Below are 19,727 nucleotides of genomic sequence, written 5' to 3'. Positions count from 1 at the left end.
TCACGCGTCGCGGCCGAAGGCCCTGATCTCGTCCGCTTCCTCGCGGGTGAGTTGTCGGGGCACTTCGCCGTGCGCGAGTTTCTCGCCCTGTATGTGGTGGCGGATCTCCTCGACGATCTCCGGATTGGCCAATGTGGACACGTCACCGACGTCGGCGAAGTTCGAGATCCCGGCGATGACTCGGCGCATGATCTTCCCGGATCGGGTCTTGGGCATGTCCTCGACGATCCAGACGTTCTTCGGCCGGGCGATCTTGCCGATCTCCCGCTCGATCGCAGCCGTCACCGCGTGCTCGACGTCCGCGGTGGGCGCCATGCCCGGTTTCAGCGAGACGTACATCTCGACGGCCCGGCCGCGGATCTCGTCGATCACCGGGACCGCGGCGGCCTCGGCGACCTGGTCGACGGTAAGCGAGGCGGATTCGAGTTCCTTGGTGCCCAGCCGGTGCCCGGCGACGTTGATCACGTCGTCGACCCGGCCGAGGATTCGGAAGTAGCCGTCCGCGGCCTGCACCGCCCCGTCCCCGGCGAAGTACGGCCAGTCCCGCCAGTCGGTGCTCTTCGGGTTCCGGCAGTACTTCGCGTAGTAGATCTGCTCGAACCGGTCGGGTTGGCCCCAGATGGTCTGGAAGATGCCGGGCCACGGGTTGCGGATGCAGATGTTGCCCGCCTTGCCGCTGCCCGCCTCGACGGTGTTGCCGTCCTCGTCGTAGATCACCGGGTACACGCCCAGCACGCCGGGGCCGCAGCTGCCCGGCTTCATCGCCTGCAGGGCGGGCAGGGTGCTGCCCAGGAAACCGCCGTTCTCGGTCTGCCACCAGGTGTCGACCACGACGGCTTCGCCCTTGCCAGCCACATCGTGGTACCAACGCCACACCTCCGGTTCGATCGGCTCGCCGACGGTGGTCATGTGCTTGAGGTGGTAGTCGTAGTTGTCCGGCTCGTGCGGGCCGAGCTTGCGCAGCATGCGGATGGTGGTCGGCGCGGTGTGGAAGATGTTCACCCCGAGCCGTTCAGCGATCCGCCAAACCCGACCGGCGTCCGGGTAGGTCGGCGCGCCCTCGTAGACCACGCTCGTGGTGCCCAGCGCCAGCGGGCCGTACACGATGTAGGAGTGGCCGGTGATCCAGCCGATGTCGGCACAGCACCAGTAGGTGTCGTCGGGGTGGATGTCCTGGTAGTACTTCGAGGTCCCGGCGACGTAGGCGAGGTACCCCCCGGTGGAGTGCTGGCAGCCCTTCGGCCGCGCCGTCGTGCCGCTGGTGTACATCAGGAACAGCGGAGCCTCGGCGGGCATCGAGACCGGTTCGACCACCGCCCGGTGGTGCTCGGCGAGCAGTTCGTCGACGAAGAAGTCCCGACCGTCGACCATCGCGGCCCGCGAGGCGTACTGGCCCGCGTGGCGCCGCCACACCAGCACCTTGTCGACCGGTTGGCCGAGCCCGTTCGCGGTGCGCACCGCCTCGTCGGCCTTGGCCTTGTGGTCGACGAGTTGCCCGTTGCGGTAGTAACCGTCCGTGGTGACCAGGATGCGGCTGCCGGAGTCGGCGATCCGCTCGCCGCAGGCGGTGCCGCTGAACCCGCCGAAGACCTCGGAGTGGATCACGCCCAGCCGCGCGCAGGCCAGCATCGCGACCGGCAGTTCGGGCACCATCGGCAGGTGGAAGGTGACCCGGTCGCCGGTCCGCAGTCCGCAGTCCTCGCGCAGCAGCGCGGCGAACTCGTTGACCTGCCGGTAGAGCTCCTGGTACGTGATCGTCCTGGTCGGCTCGGCTTCCGGCTCCGGAACCCAGATCAGGGCCGCCTTGTCGCGGTCGGCGGCGAGGTGGCGGTCGACGCAGTTGTAGCAGGCGTTGAGCCGCCCGCCGACGAACCACCGCCAGAACGGCGGGTTCGAGGTGTCCAGTGTGGTGTGCCAGTAGGCGTCCCAGCTCAACAGGTCGGCGTATTCCTTGAAGCAGTCCGGGAAGTGGCCTTCGTCGAAGCGGCGGAAGATGCCCGGGTCGGTCGCGTTGGCCTGGCCGATGAACTTCGCCGGTGGCTGGTAGTAGTCCTCCTCGCGCCAGTGCACGGAGATCTGCGCTTCGGAGGCCGGTGACTCGTGTGCCGTGGTCATTGCTCCACCTCCTGCCCGAGCAGGCCAGCGCACGCGCCGAATTCGTAGAGCTCTGCGGACACCCCATCGTATCCGCCGACGAGGTGGCGGGCGCTCCTGCTGGGTACCCGTGGGTCTGGGCGTCCGCTTTTCTCTTGCCGAGGGGGCTGTGATGAATGAACGCGCATGGGAGCGAGCAGGTGCGATCAGCGGGCTCGCCGCGGCGGTGTTGTTGCTGGTGAGCCTGTTCCTCAACCCGCTGCCGCCGTCCAGCGACGAGCCGGTCCTGACCTTCTTCTACGTCGCCGCGAACCGGGCGACGGTCCTGCTGTCCGCGTTGTTGGCGACCGTTGCGGGCGTGGTGTTCCTGTGGTTCGTGGGGCACCTCCGCCACCTGTTGCAGCGAGCGGAAGGTGGTGCGGAAGCGTTCTCCCCGGTCGTCTTCGGCGCGGGCGTCAGCTTGGCGACGTTGACGATGCTGAGCGCGCTCCCGGTCACCACACTGGTCTCGCTGAGCCAGAACGTGGAGAGCGCCAGCCAGTCGATGGTCTTCGTGCTGGCCGAACTGCACCGGTTGTCGCTTGGCGCGATCGGGCTGCTGATCGCGCTGTTCGCGGCTACCGCCGGGGCGGCGATGGTGCGGCGCGAGCTGATGGCGCCGTGGCTGGGGTGGTTCGGTTTCGCCGTGGGCCTGATCGGGCTGGTCGCCGGTGTCACGGCCTTCTACATGCCGACCGGGTTCGTGATGATCGCGGCGCTGGTGACCGGTGTGGTGTTCGCGGTGTGGATCGGCGTGACCTCGGCGTTGATGATGTACCGACCAGAAGTCGACCGGGCCCCGGCCGCCGGAACAGCGTTCGCGCACTGAACCGCGCCGCCGTGCTGTCCATAGTGGACATTTCACGGCGCGCGGCTAGCGGTGCTGCTCAGGCAGCCTCCAAGGTCAGCAGGGTGGTCTTGGCTTCCGGGCCACCGACGTACCCGCCGGACGTGCCGTCCGAGCGCACGACGCGGTGGCACGGCACCACGACCGGCAGCGGGTTGGTGGCGCACGCCGTGCCCACCGCGCGCACCGCCTTCGGGCTGCCCGCGGCCGAGGCGACCGCGGCGTAGCTCGCGGTGCTGCCGTAGGCGATTTCCGACAGGTGCGAGAGCACGTTGCGCCGGAAGCCGCGCGACAGGCGCCAGTCCAGCGGGAGGTCGAAAGTGCGCCGCTGCCCGGCGAAGTACTCATCGATCTCGCGAGCGACCTCGTCCAGCCGCTGCGGTGCGCGCAGTATGCGCGGGCTGATCGCCTCCGCCAGCGACTCCAGGACCTGGTCGTGTCCCTGGCGGGCGTAGGCGACCCGCACCAACCCTCGTTCGGTGGTGGCCAGCAGCAGCTCGCCGACGGGGGTGTCGATCGTGCGGTAGGCGACGTCGAGCAGCCCGTCCCGCTGGGCGGCCTGCACCAGCCGGGCGCGCAGCCGCGTGCTGGCGTCGTCGTCGATCGCCGGGAGGGCGTCGAACAGGTGCTGGTCGTCGGATTCGTGGATCGTCATCATCGCACTCGCCCTTCGGTGCTCGTGGCGCGTTGATAAGTCGTGCGCAGGGTTCTGATGCCGTCCGCGGCGGCCCGCCGGGCGGCGTCGGTGCTGCCGCCGGTGATCGCGGCGATCTCGGCGTAGGGCAGACCGGCCAGGTAGTGGTAGGCCACCGCGGTGCGCTGCTTGGTCGGCAGCTCGCTGAGCGCGGCCCACAGGTCACCGTCCCAGTCCTCCGGTCGGCCCGTGGTGCTGGTCCGCTCGGGCAGCCGCTCGACCACCACCGGTCGACGCGCCGCCGCCCGGACGACGTCGATCGCCTTGCGGTGGGCGATCGTGACCAGCCACGCCTCGACGTTCGCGTCCTCGGCCAGTTCCGGATACGCGCGCAGGGCGGCCAGGAACGTCTCGGACCACGCGTCGTCGGCGTCGGCAGGTCCGAGCACGGCCCGGCAAACCCGCAGCACCATCGACCCGTACTCGTCAACGATCTGCTCGAACGGTCTCACCTTCACCCCCGGTAAACGCCCCGAACCAGCGGAACGTGAGGTGCGGATGCGCAACAGCATGCGGGATGCTCGGCGCCGTGGGCAGGTTCGGGCGGGATACCGGGGTGCCGGTCTGGCTGGAGCGCATCGGCCGGATGACGCGCGCACACCCGCTGTTGGTCGATTCCGGGTTCGCGGTCCTGCTGGCCGCGACGCTCGGTGCGTGGACGGTGCTGTTGCTGTTCGACAGCACCGGCGAGCCGGTGGTAGGTGGGGCACCGGCCACGCGTCCGCCGTGGCGGGAGCTGGTCGTGGTGTCGGTCGTCGCCGGGCACGGTGCGTTGGTGTGGCGGAGGGTTCGGCCCGTCCCGTCGTTCGCGGTTGTCGGCGTCGCGACGGGTGTCCAGATGTTGGCGAGCATCTGGTGGTTCCTGCCGTCCACGTCGCTGTTCCTGGTGGCGCTGTATTCGCTCAGCGGCTACGGAGCGCGGTCCGCTCCGGCCGTTGGCCTGGTCACCGGCGTGGCCGGGGCCGTGGTGGTCTCGGTTTGCGGGTTCCCGCTCGCCGGTCTTCCCGTTGGACCGGCGGGGTGGTTCGGACACGCGGCGGTGCGGTTGGTCCCGTTCGTGGTCGCGGCGTGGAGCCTCGGCATGTTCCGCCGGGTGCGCGTCGCCTATGTTGCTGCGCTGGAAGAACGGGCGATGCGTGCGGAGGCCGAACGGGAGGAGCGTGCTCGGCGCGCGGTTGCCGACGAGCGAGCCCGGATCGCCCGCGAGATGCACGACGTCGTCGCACACGCGTTGTCCGTGGTGATCAGCCAGGCCGACGGCGGCAGGTACGTGGCCAAGGCCGACCAGGCCCGCGCGGTGGAGTCGTTGACGACCATCGCACGGACCGGACGCCAAGCGCTGGCCGACATCCGCGGACTGCTGCGAGTGCTGCGCACCGGGACGCGGGACGACGAGCAGTTCCCACATCCGCAGTTGGCCGATCTGCCAGAACTGCTCGACCGGATCCGCGCGGCGGGCGTCCCCGTCGTGTTCGAGGAGCGCGATCCGCCTGGTGACGGCGAAATCGGCCTGAGTCCGGGCGCCGAATTCGCCGCGTTCCGAGCGGTCCAGGAGGCGTTGACGAACACGTTGAAGCATGCCGGGCCGAGTGCCCGCGCCCAGGTGAGTTTCGCGTGGTCCCCGGACTGCCTGGTGATCGCGGTGCGCGATGATGGCGCGGGTGGGGGCACCGGCGATCCCGGACACGGGCTGGTCGGGATGCGGGAACGGCTGTCGGTGGTCGGTGGGCGGGCCACCGCTGGTCCGGGCAGCGATGGCGGATTCCTGGTGGAGGCGTGGTTGCCGCGCCGGGTGGGGGAGGTGGCGGGTGAGCATTCGGGTGTTCCTGGTCGATGATCAGGTCTTGGTGCGCGCTGGTTTCGTGATGGTGGTGGATTCGCAGGAGGACATGACTGTGATCGGCGTGGCCGGTGACGGTCGCGAGGCACTGGACCGCCTGGCGACGACCTCGGCGGACGTGGTGCTCATGGACGTGCGCATGCCCAGGCTGGACGGCGTCGAGACGACCCGGCGGCTGCTGTCCCGCGACGGCGCGCCGAAGGTCATCATGCTGACGACCTACGACCTGGACGAGCACGCCTTCGCCGCGTTGCGCGCGGGCGCCAGCGGATTCCTGGTCAAGGACGCCGACCCCGAGGAACTGCTCGCCGCGATCCGCACGGTCCATCGCGGCGACGCCGTGATCGCGCCGTCGACGACCCGGCGGCTGCTCGACCACATGGCCGCCGACCTGCCGGTGCCGTCGACCGAGCCGGATCCGCTCGCGGCGCTGACCGAGCGGGAGCGCGAGATCCTGCTGCTGGTCGGCAAAGGCAGGTCCAACGCCGAAATCGCAGGTGAACTGCACCTGTCCGAGGGCACCGTCAAGACCCACGTGTGGCGGATCCTGATGAAACTGGGACTGCGGGACCGGATCCAAGCGGTCGTCTTCGCCTACGAGCACCGGCTCATCCGCCCCGGCAGGTAACACCGCGAACCGGATCGTCTCCACCTCCGGTCACATCGATCGCTGACCGCGGATAGACGCGCAGCGGCTTCCCGAAACGGCATCGTCGGGTGCGAACCGACGCCGTACGAGGAGGCACGATGACCGGGTGGCCCCGTCCGGTGGCGTTCGTCCTCGGAGCAGGAGGCAGTCACGGAGCTGTCCAAGTAGGACAGTTGCGGGCGCTCGCCGAGCACGGTGTGCACCCCGATTTCATCGTCGGCTGTTCCGTCGGCGCGCTCAACGCCGCGGTGCGGGCCGCCGAACCCGCTTCGGCGGTCGCACATCTGGACGCCCTGTGGCGGCGCGCTGGTGCACGGGATCTCTTCTGCTTGGACGGCGGATCGATGCGCGATCGAGGGGCCGTGTTCAGCAATGCGGGACTGGGCCGACTCGCCGAATCGGTCCTCTCGCCCCGGTGCACCTTCGAACAACTCGCCGTGCCGCTGTTCGTGCTCGCGACCGACGGCGGAACTCGTCGACAACACGTCCTCAGCGGCGGACCGCTGCTTCCCGCGCTGCTCGCGAGTTGCGCGATCCCGTTCTTGCTCCCCGCCGTTGAGATCGACGGTGTCCGGCTGATCGATGGGGGAATCCGGCACGACCTCCCCATCGCCGAGGCATTCGAGCTCGGCGCCGCGACCGTGATCGCACTGCCGACGACCCGCTGGCCTCGCCCCGTCGGGTACCGGTCGTCAGCCCCGGTCGACGACCGCCGGGTTCTCGTGCTCGGCGGTGCCGCCAGCCCAGGCACGGGTTGGACGTTCTCCCGGACGAGCAGGCTCATCGAGCGCGGCTATCGCACGACGAGTTGGCAGCTGCGCGATCTCGCCCAGCGGGGCCGCCGTGTTGATGTGGTCGTCGCACGGTGTGATCGTTAACAGAAATGATGTAGTCGCACGGGCGGGCTGGCGGGATCGAGCCGCATCGACTCGAACCTGACTTGTCGTTTTGCGGCTTTCGAAAGGTTTGTGTGGCCGGGAGATTTCGCGGGGGTTGACGCTTGCCGTGTTATCGCTAACATCTCCGGGGCGGACGCGGTGTGCGGGGCCTTTCGAACAATGTCCGACCAGTCGGACGAAACGGACTGACCGGTGACCGGCCGCCCGACTTCGCCGATGAAGACGAGGAATTCTCAACCATGCGTGTACTCGCCGACGACCTGCGCCTGTCGATGAACTGGATGGACAACCTGATCCTGGTCGTCTACTTCGTAGTGGTGCTGGGAATCGCGCTGGCTGCCAAGCGCAGCGTCAGCAACAGCCTGGACTTCTTCCTGTCCGGACGGTCCTTGCCCGCGTGGGTGACCGGGCTGGCGTTCGTGTCGGCGAACCTCGGGGCGACCGAAATCCTCGGCATGGCGGCGAACGGCGCGCAGTACGGCGCCTACACGGTGCACTGGTACTGGATCGGCGCGATTCCCGCGATGGTCTTCCTGGGCCTGGTGATGATGCCGTTCTACTACAACTCCAAGGTCCGCAGCGTGCCGGAGTTCCTGCTGCTGCGGTTCAGCAAGTCCTCGCACCTGCTCAGCGCGGTGATCTTCGCGGTCGCCTCGGTGTTGATCGCGGGGGTCAACCTGTACGCGCTGGCCATCGTGCTGCGCGCGTTGCTCGGGTGGCCGCTGCCGGTCTCGATCCTGGTCGCGGGCGTTTTCGTGCTCGCCTACATCGTCATCGGCGGGCTGTCCTCCGCGATCTACAACGAGGTCCTGCAGTTCTTCGTGATCGTTGCCGCGCTGATCCCGCTGACGGTGCTGGGACTGGCGCGCGTCGGGGGCATCGACGGGCTCATCGACAAGGTCGTGGCAGGGCCGGGCGCGGACTTCCTCACCGCGTGGGGCGGCACCGGGATCGGGCAGGAGAACCCGCTCGGCGCGAACTGGTTGACCATCACGCTCGGCCTCGGGTTCGCCGTGTCGTTCGGCTACTGGACGACGAACTTCGCGGAGGTGCAGCGCTCGCTGTCGGCGAAGAACCTCTCGGCGGCCCGCCGGACTCCGCTGATCGCGGCCTTCCCGAAGATCTTCATCCCGCTGATCGTGGTGCTGCCGGGAATCATCGCGCTGCTGGTGGAGCCCGGCATCGGACAACCGGGCAGCGGCTACGAGTACAACGACGCGATCCCGCTGCTGATGCGCGATCTGCTGCCCAACGGCGTCCTGGGGCTCGCGGTGACGGGCCTGATGGCGTCGTTCATGGCGGGCATGGCGGCCAACGTGTCCAGCTTCAACACGGTGTTCACCACCGACATCTGGCAGGCGTACCTGAAGCCGGGCATGCCCGATGCGCACTACCTGCGGGTGGGGCGGGTCATCACCGCCGTCGGCGTGCTGATCGGGATGGGCACCGCGTTCATCGCGGCGTCGTTCAGCAACATCATGAACTACATGCAGACCCTGTTCTCGTTCTTCAACGTTCCGCTGTTCGCGACGTTCATCCTGGCGTTGTTCTGGAAGCGGATGACCGCGAAGGCCGGGTTCTGGGGACTGCTGATCGGTACCCTCGCACCGATCAGCTTCTACGCGGCGTACAAGAACGGGATGGTGCCGATCAGCACCGACCAGGGCGCGAACATGATTTCCTCGATGATCGCCTTCTGCGTGGACGTCGCGGTCAGCGTGCCGATCGCGCTGGCGACATCGCCCAAAACGGACGCCGAGTTGGAAGGGCTCGTCTACACCAGGGCGGCTGCCCGCTCGGCGGGTGCGCGGGCACCGGGCGACTCGGTTTGGTACCGGCGTCCGGCCGTGCTCGGGTGGAGCGCCATAGTCTTGGCCGCACTTTGCTACCTGCCGTTCTCGGTCTGAGCCAGGATGATTCCGCAACGCGCGAGGAGGAACCGAATGCGGGAAGACGCGGTTGAGCGCACCAGGCACGCGGCGGCTGTCGCGGAGTTGGAGGAGCAGTCCGGAACAGCGCGCACGCTCTTCGACGTCCGGACGGTGATCGGCGGGCTGTTCCTGCTCTACGGCCTGCTGATCGGTGGTGCCGGTCTGTTCCCGACCGAGGACGGGTTGGCGAAGTCGCAGGGGATCAACATCAACCTGTGGACGGGACTGGCCATGGTGGTCGTCGGCGCGCTGTTCGTCCTCTGGGTCTGGCGGCGTCCGCTCAAGCACGACAACGCCGAATGAACCCGCGCGCAGTCACCATCGATCAACCGGGCAGCCTGCGGGTGGGGTCCGCCGAGCCGGTGCCGCCAGGGCCGGGGGAGGCCCTGGTCCGGGTGGCGTGGACCGGGATCTGCGGATCGGACCGCGAACTGTTCACCGGCGGACGCCCACCGGAGCTCGTTCGCTACCCCGTCGTACCCGGCCACGAGTGGTCTGGCACCGTGGTCGAGGTCGGTGTGGGCGTCCGCGCCGAGTTGGTCGGCCAACCCGTGGTCGGCGAGGGGTTTCGCAACTGCCAGGTCTGCGCGGCCTGCGGTCGCGGCGACAACAACCTGTGCAGCGCGGGGTACGACGAGACGGGGTTCACCCAGCCCGGCGCCTGGGCCGATTACCTGACCATCCCGGCACGTCTGCTGCACGTGCTGCCCCCGCACGCCGATCTGCGGGCCGCGGCAGCGCTCGAACCGGCTGCCTGCGTGGCGGAGGCATGCCTGAAGCTGGCAACCGTGCCTGGTGAGCGGGTTGCGGTCGTCGGGGGAGGCAGCCTCGGGTTGCTCGCCACGCAGTTGCTGGCCGCGGCGGCACCGGCGGAACTGGTCGTCATCGACGCCGAGCCAGCGCGCGCGGAACTGGCCGCGACCTGCGGGGCTACCACATCGTTGGGCCCTGACGAGGCAGCGCAGCACTCCGGGCGTTTCGATGCGGTGCTGGAAGCCGCGGGTGCGTCCGGCACCGCGGACGTCGCCACCCGGCTGGTCCGCCGAGGCGGGCGCGTCGTGCTGACCGGGATTCCGGCCTACGACGGACAAGGCTTGTCGGCGGGACACCTCACGCTCAACCAGATCACGCTGCACACGGTGTTCGGCGCGCCCTCCCGAGCCTGGGTCCACGCGGTGCGGGCGTTCGCCAGCGGCGCGCTCGACCCGGCCCGGATCATCAGCCGCGAGTTCGGGCTCGACGACGCGGCGGAGGCACTGCGCGTCGGAGCCGAACAACGTGCCAAGATCGTGAAGGTCCTCCTGCACCCCTGACAGCATCAGAGGAGACGCCCCATGACCGAAGCAGAGCAGCTCACCGACCCGTGCGCGCACCACGGGGAAGGTCCGGTGTGGCACCGGGACTGGCCGGGGTTGCGCTGGGTGGACATGCTGGCCGGGGACGTCCTGACGCTGGACCAGGCGACCGGCGAGGTGCTTCGCGCCCACGTCGGATCGGTGGCGGCCGCGCTGCGACCGCGAATCGGCGGTGGCGCGGTGCTCGCGTTGGAGCGGGGGTTCGCCTTGGCCGACGACGACCTGACCGAGGTGCGGCCGTTCGGCGAGGTTTGGAGCGATCCGACGGTGCGGATGAACGAAGGCGGTTGTGATCCCGACGGCCGCTTCTACTGCGGATCGATGTCCTACCAGAGCGAACCCGGCAGGGGTTCGTTGTACAGATTGGACGCCGACGGCTCAGTCTCCGTCGTCGTCGACCAAGTCACGATCTCCAACGGCCTCGCGTGGAGCCCGGACGGATCGACCGCGTACTACGTGGACACCCCCACGCAGTGCGTCGACGCGTTCGACTACGTCGACGGCGAGCTGCGCAGCCGCCGCCACGTCGCGCAGGTGGCACCGGAAGCCGGTGCGCCGGACGGGCTCACCGTGGATGCGGAGGGGCACATCTGGGTCGCGCTGTGGGGCGGGGGAGCCGTGCACCGCTACTCGCCGGACGGTGAACTCGTCGACCGCGTCGAAGTGCCCGCGCCGAAGGTGACCGCCTGCACGTTCGGCGGCCCCGGCCTGACCGACCTGTACATCACGACCTCCCAGGTGGGTACCGACTTGGCCGACCACCCGTTGGCGGGCGCGGTGTTCCGGGTGCCGGAGGCGGGCCGCGGCCAGGCCGTGCTGCCCTATTCCGGCTGACCGGGCTCAGGAGTCGGTCTGCTGCACCGCGACACCGTCGCCCCGGTATTCCGCGTAGGTGTAGGGATTCGGGATCAGCTCCGTCTCCGGGATCTCCGGTGCCATGCATTGCCGCCACGCCTCCTCGCCCATCCCGGCGTGGATGTGCTCCACCGTGGCGGCGACGTCGGTGCGGGCCCGTTCGAGGTCGATCCCGACCAGTTGGTGCTGGTACTTGACCAGTTGGCCGTTGACCAGCACGGTGTGCACGTCGCCGCGACCGGCCTGGTAGACGACGTGCCCGTGGGGATGCAGGATCGGGAACATCGCTGGTGACCGGTCGTTCTTGAGCAGCACGAGATCGGCTTTCTTGCCCGGCGTCAACGAGCCGATGAGGTGGTCGAGGCCGATCGCACGGGCACCACCCATCGTCGCCCAGTCCACGACGTCCGCGGCGCGGAGCTTGTTGTGCACCACCGTTTCGCCGCGCGCGTGGGCTTCCAGGTGCTCGCGCGACCGGTCCGCGGACAGCGTCGCCCGCATGGCGGAGAACAGGTCGGCGCTCCACCACACGCTGGTGTCCATCGACAGCGACACCGGGATGCCGTGCTTGCGCAGCCGCCAGGTGGGCGGGTAGCCCTGGCCCGCGCTCTGCTCGCTCTCCGTCGAAACCGAGGCGGTGCCACCGGAAGCCGCGATCCGCTGGTAGGAGTCCTCGGCCAGCGTGGTGGCGTGCACGTAGGTGACCTTCGGCGTCATGAAGCCGTGTTCCCACATCAGCCGGATGCCATCATCGGTCGTCGCACCCCACACGCCCGCGTGGGTGGTCACCGGGAGGTCGAGCTCCCTGGCGGCCTCGAACGCGCCCCGCTCCGGGAATTCCGCGTCGCCGGTGACGTCGAACGCCAATTGCAGGCTGAGCATTTCGTCCGGCGCGCTGAAGTAACGGCTCACGAAGTCCCGGAATCGGCTGTCGTTGGCCCATTCCCAGGGCGCGCCGAGGATGTTGCCGTATGCCAGGACGAATCGACCGGGCAGCGCGCGCAGCGCCTCGACCGCCGCCTCGCCGTGCTCGACGGTCTGCAGCCCGTGCGACCAGTCCACCGTGGTCGTCACACCGGCGTCGAGCGCCTCGATGCCGGAGAGCACGTTTCCCGCGTAGATGTCGGCTGGGCGGAAGAGCTGGCCCCAGTTGAGGTAGTAGAAGGAGAAGTACTGCGACAGCGTCCAGTCCGCGCCGAGGCCGCGCAGCGCGGTCTGCCACATGTGGCGATGCGTGTCCACCATGCCGGGCATGAGGATGCCACCGGTCGCGTCCACCTTGACCGCGTTGTCCGGGACGGCGAGGTCCCGCCCCACCTGTTCGATCCGGTCGCCCCGGACCAGCACGTCGCCGCGGTCGAGCACGCCGATCGCCGGGTCCATGGACAGCACGGTCGCACCGCGCAGCAGCACGGGCCGATCTGGTGTGAAGTCAGCTACCTGCGGATCAGGCATCGTGTTGCACCTCGCTGCTCGGGTCGGCGTAGTGCGCGTTGCGGTCGACGGAGAGGTAGACGTCGTTTCCGATGGGATGCCGCAGTTCCTCGGCGAGGTGGCCGAGCAACCCGGCCGCCCGTGCGAGCAGGGCGTAGCCCCGCAGGAGTTCGATCGGCAGGCCGAGGTCGGCGAGCGCCGCGCCGCAGACACCGGCCCCGTTGAGCGGTAGCGCCCGGCCGAGCACGTCGGGCGCCACTCGCCCGATCGCCTCGAAGAGCGCCAGGTGCGGGCCGTACTGCCCTTCTTCGCGTGCGATGCGGATTATGACAGGGGTTCGCGGATCCTGTCCCTTGTGGACGGGATGACCGAGACCGGGGACGAGTTTCCGCTGCGCGCGGCGGCGTTCGATCGCACTGCGGGCCAGCGCGTCCCATTCCCGTTCGGTAGTGGGAGTTTCGGTGCCCTCGGCGAGCGTTTCGGCGAGGAAGCGGCCGGTGTCCTCGGTGACGCCGAGGAACCGGGACCCACCGCCGAGCAGACCGGCGGCCATTGCGCCCTGCACTGATTCGGGTGCGGACAGCAGGGTCAGGCGCGCTGCGATCGCGGTCGGGGTGAAGCCGTGGTCGGCCAACGCGACTAGCACGGTTTCGAACACGCGGACTTCCGATCGCGTCGGGCGGCGCAGCGTGGTCAGCCAGAAGGCGAGTTCGCCGAAACCGACCTCGCCCAGCAACTCCCCGGCGAGGTCGTGGCCGAGGAGCTTGATCGTGGTGGCGTCGGAAGTACCGATCGAGGTGGGGTAGCCCTGGGATTCGTCGGACACGCGGTCGCTCCTCGGATCAGTCGGCGGGTTCGGCGAGCCAGGCGCGTATCTCGTCGCCGTGCTGGTTCAGCCCCGGTGGTGGCAGGACGTGGCGGGTCGGGGTCGCCGACAGCGAGATCGGGTTGCGGATCAGGGGCACCGCGTCGGCCCCGGCGCCCAGGCGCACGACGGGATCGAGGCCGAGTTCGTCGGCCAGCGCCACGCCGTCGTCGACGTGGTTGATCGGACCGCACGGCACGCCCGCCGCGGACAACCTCCGGAACCAATCTTCAGCGGAGCGCTGCCTGAGCTTGTCCACGAGCAGTGGCCGGAGTTCTTCGCGGTTTCGGGTGCGGTCCTCGTTGTGCAGGAAGCGCTCGTCAGTGGTGAGTTGGTCCAAACCGAGTTCGCGGCACAGGATGCGGAACTGGCCGTCGTTGCCCGCGATGATGATGAGGTCCTTGTCCGCCGTCGGCAGCGGCTCGTACGGGAACAGGCTGGGGTGCGCGTTGCCCATGCGGTGCGGCACCACGCCCCCGGCGACGTGGGCGGTGGCATGGTTGACCAGAGTGGACAGTGCCGAGGAGAGCAGGTTGACCTCGACGTGCTGGCCGTCGCCGGTTCGCTCGCGGTGGTGCAGCGCCGAGAGGATGCCGATCGCGGCGTGCATCCCGGTCATCAGGTCGAACACCGAGATCCCGGCGCGGTACGGCGGGCCGTCCGCGTCACCGGTCAGGCTCATCAGCCCGGACGCGGCTTGCACCAGCAGGTCGTAGCCGGGCAGCGCGGCGCCACCGGCCGTGCCGAACCCGCTGATCGAAGCGTAGATCACCCCTGGGTTGGTCGCGCTGACCGAGGCGTAGTCCAGTTCGAACCGGCGCAGTCCACCGGGTTTGAAGTTCTCGATGAGGACGTCGGCGCGCCTGGCGAGTTCGCGGGCCGCCGCGCGATCGTCCGGATCCGCCAGGTCGAGGCTGATCGACCGCTTGTTGCGGTTGATCGCGAGGTAGTAGGTCGCCACCCCGTCCCGTTCCGGGGGGATCCAGGTGCGGGTGTCGTCGCCCGCCGGGGACTCGACCTTGATCACCTCGGCGCCCAGATCGGCCAGCAGCATGGTGGCGTATGGCCCGGCGAGGATGCGGGAGAAGTCTGCGATCAACAATCCGGCGAGCGGTCCCGCCGAGCCGTCGGTGCCTGTCACTGCACCTCCCAAGCGAGCGACGTCCGTACAGCGGACGAACGTCCGTTATCGTGCGCGGAACACCGCCCGCATGTCAACGCTTCTCAACGAGCGCTGGTGATGACCTCGATCGGACGGGAGCGCCAGACATCCCAGTCGGCCGCGATGGCGCTCGCGGCCCGCAGCAGCAACGGCAAGTGGTGGTGGACCAGGGTGTCCATTGTGGTCTCCGCGGCGTGCGCGTTGACGTTCACCGCCGCGACGACTCGACCGTCACCGTCGCGGATCGGGGCCGCGATCGAGCGGATGCCGGGCGCGAGCTGCTCGTCGGTGGCGGCCCAACCCTTGGCGCGCACGTCGCGCAGCGCCGCGTCGATCTCGTCGCGATCGGGCTGCCATCTCGGGGTGATCCCGGACCGGCTGGGTTCGTCGAGCACCTGGTCCAGTTCGGTGCTCGGCAGGTCGGCGAGCAGCACCTTGCCGAGCGAGGTCGGCGGCGCGGGGAAGCGGGTGCCGATCGTCACCGCGAGGGTCACCAGCTTCGGCACGGCCACCCGCGCCACGTACACGATGTCCGACCCGTCGAGCTGGGCGATCGAACACGACTCGTGCGTGGTCTGCACGAGCTCCCGGAGATGTGGTCTGGCCAGTTCCCACAGATTGCTGGTACCGATGTAGGCCATGCCGAGTTCGAGCACTCGCGGGGTGAGGGTGAAGCCGCCGTCGGTGAGCCGCACGTACCCGAGCTGTTCGAGGGTGATTAGGATCCGGCGTGCGGTGGGCCGGGCCAGGTCCGCGGCCGTGGCGACTTCGGACAGCGACATCGCCGCAGGTCCAGGCCGGAAGCAGCGGAGGACGTCGAGTCCCCTGGCCAGGGCCTCGATGAACTCGGGGTTGCCGTCACGACGCATGACCGCAGGCTATCCGGTCCGGGATCGGCGCGGCAGCGACGTCCTTGCCACGAGCGGATCCCTTCCGCCACGATGTCCGTGACACGGACGCATGTCCGCAAGGAGGAAGTTCGCCATGGCGTTCGTCAACGACGACAACATTACGGAGATCGCCCTCCAGCGGTGGGGCACCGCGCACGCACCGCGGATGGCGGAGTTGATGACCGCTCTGGTGCGGCACATCCACGAGTTCGCCCGCGAAGTCGAGCTCACCGAGGACGAGTGGCTGGCGGCCATCGAATGGCTCACCGCCACCGGGCAGGCCAGCGACGACAAGCGGCAGGAATTCATCCTCGCCTCCGACGTCCTCGGGCTGAGCATGCTCGTCGTGCAGCTGAACAACCGCTTCTCACCGGCCGCGACCCCGGCCACCGTGCTCGGCCCGTTCCACATCGACGGCTCACCGCCGGTGCCGTTCGGCCACGACATGTCCGACGGCCTGCCCGGCACACCGCTGTTCATCACCGGAAAGGTCACCGACACCGACGGAAAACCCATGCCGTCGGTGGTTCTCGACGTGTGGCAGGCTGATTCCGAGGGCTACTACGAATCGCAGATCGCGGAGGTCGACGAAGCCCGGCTGCGCGCCAAGTACCAGACGCGCGAGGACGGCACGTTCTGCGTCCGTACCATCGCGCCGCTGGGCTACTCGATTCCGATGGACGGCCCGGTCGGCGACCTGATCGGCAAGACGGACATCAGCCACTTCCGCCCGGCCCACATCCACTTCCTCATCGACGAGCCCGGCCACCGGAAGCTGATCACCCACCTGTTCCAGAACGGTGCCCAGTACCTCGACAGCGACGTGGTCTTCGGCACCAAGGACGCGCTGGTGGTCGAATTCGCCGAGCGGCCAGCGGGCGAGACACCGGACGGCAACTCGATCGACCAGCCCTACCTGCACGCCACCTACGACTTCGTCCTGGAACCGACCAGCGGCTGAGCCTGGTCGGGCCTTGCTACCGGCACAGCGGTCCGTCGTTGGCAACTGGGGTGGGATTGCTGCCCCAGGTCGCGTCGCGGGATCTCGAACGGCGCACGAGGGAGTACTGGCTGGCGGAACTGGCCGGTTTGGCCTTGGACGCCACCGCTTGCGCCATCGGCGCGGGGGATCTGGAGCGCGCGGCGGTGCTGGCCGAACAGGGGCGTGCGATGCTGCTGTCCGAGGCGTTGGACCAACATGAGGACCTGACCGAGCTCCGCGCCCGCGCCCCGCAGCTGGCGGAGCGGTTCGAGGGCCTGTGCCGGGAAATCGACGATACCTCCACAGCCGTGGCGTGGTGGACGGCGACTTCAGCGCGGCAGCCGATCCGATCGCCGACGCGGTGCGCGTGCCGCGGGCCCTTGCCAACGGCTCGCCAGTCGGTAATCTCCGAGGTGCTGGTGGTTCGTCCGCCCCCGGCCGGTGGCTGCGGGTGGACGAGGCAAGAGGGAACCCGGTGCGAATCCGGGACTGCCCCGCAGCGGTGAGTGGGAACGACCGCCGTCCCCGGTCGCAGGCGACCGGGATCAGCACTGGGCACGCGTGCCTGGGAAGCGACGGCCAGTAGGAACGCCCGGCACAGACCGGGAGGTGCCCGCGAGTCCGAAGACCTGCCGCCGGTGCGCGTACCCGGTGGTGCGCGCGGATCCGAGGTCTCGCGGGAAGACCTGGCGGATGATCGGCTGGTAGCCGCCGCGCGGCGCTGGCTTGGTTCGCCCGTCCCTTCGCCGCACCTCGGAGCACCCGTCGTCGAGCTCGCGAGGAGAGGGCGTTGACCAGCAAGATCGGATCGACCGTACTCGGCTACCCCCGGATCGGCCTCAACCGGGAACTCAAACGCGCGTTGGAGAGCTACTGGGCGTCACGCAGCAGCGAGGCAGAACTGCGCGAGATCGCCCGCAGGCTGCGCGCCGACACGTGGCACTCGCTGCGAGACGCGGGGCTGGATTCGGTGCCCAGCAACACTTTCTCGTTCTACGACCAGGTGCTGGACACTGCGGTCACTTTCGGCGCGGTCCCGCCGCGCTACACCAGCCTGGGGTTGAGCCCGTTGGACACCTACTTCGCCATGGCGCGTGGAGTGGCAGCCACGCCGCCGCTGGAGATGACGAAGTGGTTCGACACCAACTACCACTACCTGGTGCCCGAAATAGATCCTGGCACCCGGTTTTCGCTGGCCGACCGAACTCCGGTGGAGCAGTACCGGGAGGCCGCCGAGGAAGGCGTGACCACGCGCCCGGTGCTGGTCGGCCCCTTGACGTTCCTGCTGCTGTCGAAGTCGGCGACCGGGGCCGCGGAGTCGTTCCGGCCGTTGGACAAACTCCCCGAACTACTCGACGCCTACGCGCAGCTGCTGGTGGAACTGCGCCGCGAGGGCGTCGAATGGGTGCAACTCGACGAGCCCGCGTTCGCCGCCGACCGCTCGCCGGTGGAGCTGGCCGCGCTGCGCGACGCCTACCGCAGGCTTGGTGACCTGGCCGAGCGTCCGAATCTGCTGGTCGCCGGTTACTTCGGTGATCTCGGCGAGGCGTTGGAGTTGCTGGCGTCCTGCCCGGTCGAGGCGCTCGGTGTCGACCTGGTCGCCGGACGCGCGACGGCGGACGCGCTGTCCTCGATTCGCGGGCTGCGGGACAAGACGCTGGTGGCCGGGCTGGTCGATGGCCGCAACATCTGGCGCACCGATCTGGACAAGGCGCTCGCGACGGCTGCCACGCTGTTGGGTTCAGCTGGGGAGGTGGCCGTGAGCACGTCCTGTTCGCTGCTGCACGTGCCGTACGACGTGGCGGCGGAACCGAACATCGACCCGCAGGTCAAGTCGTGGTTGGCGTTCGCCGACCAGAAGGTTCGCGAAGTGGTCGTGCTCGGACGAGCGTTGCGCGAGGGCCGCGACGCGGTGGCCGAGGAACTGGCCGCGGCTCGCGTCGCGGTTGCCGATCGCGCGAACGCCGACCGGGTGCGCAACCACCGCGTCCGGGCCCGGTTGCAGGCGCTGCGACCGGAGTCCACGCAACGCAGCGAGTACGCCGAAAGGTGCGTGGCCCAGCAGAAGTCCTTGTCGCTGCCGCTGTTGCCGACTACGACGATCGGATCGTTCCCGCAGACCGCGGACATTCGCAAGGCACGTGCCGCGCTGCGCTCCGGCCGCATCGACCGGGCCTCGTACCAGCAGCGGATGCGGGACGAGGTCGAACGGGTCATCCGGTTGCAGGAAGAGCTCGGCCTAGACGTCCTGGTGCACGGCGAACCCGAACGCAACGACATGGTGCAGTACTTCGCCGAACACCTGGACGGCTTCGCCAGCACCGACAACGGCTGGGTGCAGTCCTACGGGTCGCGCTGCGTGCGCCCGCCGATCCTGTTCGGCGACGTCTCCCGGCCGAAGGCGATCACCACCGAGTGGGCGACCTGCGCCCAGCGGCTGACGGAGAAACCGGTCAAGGGCATGCTCACCGGGCCGGTCACGATCCTGGCGTGGTCGTTCGTCCGCGACGACCAGCCGCTGGCCGACACCGCCGCGCAGGTCGCGCTGGCCATCCGGGACGAGGTGAGCGATCTGGAGGCCGCCGGTATCCGGATCATCCAGGTCGACGAACCGGCCCTGCGCGAGCTGCTGCCGTTGCGCGCGGCGCGGCACGAGCAGTACCTGGCGTGGGCGGTGGCTGCCTTCCGGCTGGCCACCTGCGGCGTTGCCGAGTCCACCCAGATCCACACCCACCTGTGCTATTCGGAGTTCGGCGACGTGATCAACGCGATCGTGGCGCTGGACGCGGACGTCACCAGCATCGAAGCCGCCCGTTCGCACATGGAGGTCCTCGGCGACCTCAACGCGGTCGGCTTCGGACGCGGTGTCGGTCCTGGCGTCTACGACATCCACTCACCGCGCGTGCCGGACGTCGCCGAGGTCGCCAGTCTCCTGCGGGCCGCGCTGGACGCCGTTCCGGCGCAACGGTTGTGGGTAAACCCGGACTGCGGCCTGAAGACCCGCGGCTACGCCGAGGTCGAGGAGGCGCTTGAGCACATGGTCGAAGCGACGGCCGAGGTGCGCCGCTCGCTGTGCTGATCACCGGTCGTGGGGGGGGGGGGGGGGGGGGGGGGGCCGGCGCCCCCCCCCCCCCCGCCGGGGGGGGGGGGGGGGGGGGGGGGGCGGGGGACCGCGGGGGGGGGGGGGGGGG

The 19,727-nt window shown here is 69.3% G+C and carries 17 protein-coding genes and 1 riboswitch; of the genes, 10 read left to right on the top strand and 7 right to left on the bottom strand.

The window, feature by feature from the left end; all coding sequences use genetic code 11:
* Nucleotides 1-2,115 carry an acetate--CoA ligase gene (gene acs, locus MOQ72_RS12075; RefSeq protein ID WP_242183107.1) on the bottom strand — a complete coding sequence of 705 codons (2,115 nt, stop codon included), beginning with the start codon at nucleotides 2,113-2,115 and terminating at the stop codon, nucleotides 1-3.
* A 151-nt stretch (nucleotides 2,116-2,266) separates the two neighbouring features.
* Between acs and MOQ72_RS12070 the strand changes: the two genes are divergently transcribed.
* Nucleotides 2,267-2,962 carry a hypothetical protein gene (locus MOQ72_RS12070; protein ID WP_242183105.1) on the top strand — a complete coding sequence of 232 codons (696 nt, stop codon included), beginning with the start codon at nucleotides 2,267-2,269 and terminating at the stop codon, nucleotides 2,960-2,962.
* 58 nt (nucleotides 2,963-3,020) lie between these two features.
* Here MOQ72_RS12070 and MOQ72_RS12065 read toward each other — a convergent pair whose 3' ends face one another.
* Nucleotides 3,021-3,638: a methylated-DNA--[protein]-cysteine S-methyltransferase gene (locus tag MOQ72_RS12065; protein WP_242183102.1), complete on the bottom strand. Its 618-nt coding sequence runs from the start codon at nucleotides 3,636-3,638 to the stop codon at nucleotides 3,021-3,023.
* On the bottom strand, nucleotides 3,635-4,132 hold the full coding sequence (locus MOQ72_RS12060; protein WP_242183100.1) for an RNA polymerase sigma factor: 498 nt from the start codon (nucleotides 4,130-4,132) through the stop codon (nucleotides 3,635-3,637). The genes MOQ72_RS12065 and MOQ72_RS12060 overlap by 4 nt, the downstream gene beginning before the upstream one ends.
* Nucleotides 4,133-4,203: 71 nt before the next feature.
* Here MOQ72_RS12060 and MOQ72_RS45155 point away from each other — a divergent pair, with 71 nt between their 5' ends.
* The 7 genes from MOQ72_RS45155 (at nucleotide 4,204) to MOQ72_RS12025 (ending at nucleotide 11,182) form a co-directional block, all read left to right on the top strand.
* Nucleotides 4,204-5,511 carry a sensor histidine kinase gene (locus MOQ72_RS45155; RefSeq protein ID WP_242183098.1) on the top strand — a complete coding sequence of 436 codons (1,308 nt, stop codon included), beginning with the start codon at nucleotides 4,204-4,206 and terminating at the stop codon, nucleotides 5,509-5,511.
* 28 nt (nucleotides 5,512-5,539) lie between these two features.
* On the top strand, nucleotides 5,540-6,142 hold the full coding sequence (locus tag MOQ72_RS12050; RefSeq protein ID WP_242183366.1) for a response regulator: 603 nt from the start codon (nucleotides 5,540-5,542) through the stop codon (nucleotides 6,140-6,142).
* Nucleotides 6,143-6,261: 119 nt separating this feature from the next.
* Nucleotides 6,262-7,041, top strand: coding sequence for a patatin-like phospholipase family protein (locus tag MOQ72_RS12045; RefSeq protein WP_242183096.1), 780 nt, complete (start codon nucleotides 6,262-6,264; stop codon nucleotides 7,039-7,041).
* A gap of 260 nt (nucleotides 7,042-7,301) precedes the next feature.
* Entirely contained in the window at nucleotides 7,302-8,969 is a 1,668-nt protein-coding gene (locus MOQ72_RS12040) for a sodium:solute symporter family protein (protein ID WP_242183093.1), read from the top strand.
* Nucleotides 8,970-9,005: 36 nt separating this feature from the next.
* On the top strand, nucleotides 9,006-9,296 hold the full coding sequence (locus MOQ72_RS12035; protein WP_242183091.1) for a hypothetical protein: 291 nt from the start codon (nucleotides 9,006-9,008) through the stop codon (nucleotides 9,294-9,296).
* Nucleotides 9,293-10,306: a zinc-dependent alcohol dehydrogenase gene (locus MOQ72_RS12030; protein ID WP_242183089.1), complete on the top strand. Its 1,014-nt coding sequence runs from the start codon at nucleotides 9,293-9,295 to the stop codon at nucleotides 10,304-10,306. The genes MOQ72_RS12035 and MOQ72_RS12030 overlap by 4 nt, the downstream gene beginning before the upstream one ends.
* A 21-nt stretch (nucleotides 10,307-10,327) precedes the next feature.
* Nucleotides 10,328-11,182 (top strand): SMP-30/gluconolactonase/LRE family protein, encoded by an 855-nt coding sequence (locus tag MOQ72_RS12025; RefSeq protein WP_242183087.1) that lies wholly within the window; start codon nucleotides 10,328-10,330, stop codon nucleotides 11,180-11,182.
* Nucleotides 11,183-11,188: 6 nt separating this feature from the next.
* Here the strand turns inward: MOQ72_RS12025 and MOQ72_RS12020 are convergent, their stop codons facing one another.
* The 4 genes from MOQ72_RS12020 to MOQ72_RS12005 form a co-directional block, all read right to left on the bottom strand.
* Nucleotides 11,189-12,658 (bottom strand): amidohydrolase family protein, encoded by a 1,470-nt coding sequence (locus tag MOQ72_RS12020; protein WP_242183085.1) that lies wholly within the window; start codon nucleotides 12,656-12,658, stop codon nucleotides 11,189-11,191.
* Nucleotides 12,651-13,463, bottom strand: coding sequence for a citryl-CoA lyase (locus MOQ72_RS12015; protein ID WP_242183083.1), 813 nt, complete (start codon nucleotides 13,461-13,463; stop codon nucleotides 12,651-12,653). The genes MOQ72_RS12020 and MOQ72_RS12015 overlap by 8 nt, the downstream gene beginning before the upstream one ends.
* A gap of 16 nt (nucleotides 13,464-13,479) precedes the next feature.
* On the bottom strand, nucleotides 13,480-14,643 hold the full coding sequence (locus MOQ72_RS12010) for a CaiB/BaiF CoA transferase family protein (protein WP_242183081.1): 1,164 nt from the start codon (nucleotides 14,641-14,643) through the stop codon (nucleotides 13,480-13,482).
* A gap of 83 nt (nucleotides 14,644-14,726) precedes the next feature.
* Entirely contained in the window at nucleotides 14,727-15,533 is an 807-nt protein-coding gene (locus MOQ72_RS12005) for an IclR family transcriptional regulator domain-containing protein (protein WP_242183079.1), read from the bottom strand.
* A gap of 115 nt (nucleotides 15,534-15,648) precedes the next feature.
* On the opposite strand from MOQ72_RS12005, the gene MOQ72_RS12000 reads away from it, so the two are divergent.
* Both MOQ72_RS12000 and metE read left to right on the top strand, forming a co-directional pair.
* Complete coding sequence (locus MOQ72_RS12000) at nucleotides 15,649-16,515, top strand: dioxygenase family protein (RefSeq protein ID WP_242183077.1); 867 nt, start codon at nucleotides 15,649-15,651, stop codon at nucleotides 16,513-16,515.
* Between the two features lie 424 nt (nucleotides 16,516-16,939).
* Nucleotides 16,940-17,187: riboswitch (cobalamin riboswitch) on the top strand.
* Between the two features lie 139 nt (nucleotides 17,188-17,326).
* Nucleotides 17,327-19,615 carry a 5-methyltetrahydropteroyltriglutamate--homocysteine S-methyltransferase gene (gene metE / locus MOQ72_RS11995; protein WP_242183074.1) on the top strand — a complete coding sequence of 763 codons (2,289 nt, stop codon included), beginning with the start codon at nucleotides 17,327-17,329 and terminating at the stop codon, nucleotides 19,613-19,615.
* Nucleotides 19,616-19,727: the final 112 nt, after the last annotated feature.

This window comes from Saccharopolyspora soli, from assembly GCF_022678645.1.
In the GTDB taxonomy this organism is placed as follows: domain Bacteria; phylum Actinomycetota; class Actinomycetes; order Mycobacteriales; family Pseudonocardiaceae; genus Saccharopolyspora; species Saccharopolyspora soli.
This window is presented reverse-complemented; position numbering and strand designations above follow the sequence as displayed.

Coding starts and splice junctions, on each gene's coding strand:
- acs (WP_242183107.1), bottom strand. CDS start 2,115: ATGACCACGGCACACGAGTCACCGGCCTCCGAAGCGCAGATCTCCGTG.
- MOQ72_RS12070 (WP_242183105.1), top strand. CDS start 2,267: ATGAATGAACGCGCATGGGAGCGAGCAGGTGCGATCAGCGGGCTCGCC.
- MOQ72_RS12065 (WP_242183102.1), bottom strand. CDS start 3,638: ATGATGACGATCCACGAATCCGACGACCAGCACCTGTTCGACGCCCTC.
- MOQ72_RS12050 (WP_242183366.1), top strand. CDS start 5,540: ATGGTGGTGGATTCGCAGGAGGACATGACTGTGATCGGCGTGGCCGGT.
- MOQ72_RS12045 (WP_242183096.1), top strand. CDS start 6,262: ATGACCGGGTGGCCCCGTCCGGTGGCGTTCGTCCTCGGAGCAGGAGGC.
- MOQ72_RS12040 (WP_242183093.1), top strand. CDS start 7,302: ATGCGTGTACTCGCCGACGACCTGCGCCTGTCGATGAACTGGATGGAC.
- MOQ72_RS12035 (WP_242183091.1), top strand. CDS start 9,006: ATGCGGGAAGACGCGGTTGAGCGCACCAGGCACGCGGCGGCTGTCGCG.
- MOQ72_RS12030 (WP_242183089.1), top strand. CDS start 9,293: ATGAACCCGCGCGCAGTCACCATCGATCAACCGGGCAGCCTGCGGGTG.
- MOQ72_RS12025 (WP_242183087.1), top strand. CDS start 10,328: ATGACCGAAGCAGAGCAGCTCACCGACCCGTGCGCGCACCACGGGGAA.
- MOQ72_RS12020 (WP_242183085.1), bottom strand. CDS start 12,658: ATGCCTGATCCGCAGGTAGCTGACTTCACACCAGATCGGCCCGTGCTG.
- MOQ72_RS12005 (WP_242183079.1), bottom strand. CDS start 15,533: ATGCGTCGTGACGGCAACCCCGAGTTCATCGAGGCCCTGGCCAGGGGA.
- MOQ72_RS12000 (WP_242183077.1), top strand. CDS start 15,649: ATGGCGTTCGTCAACGACGACAACATTACGGAGATCGCCCTCCAGCGG.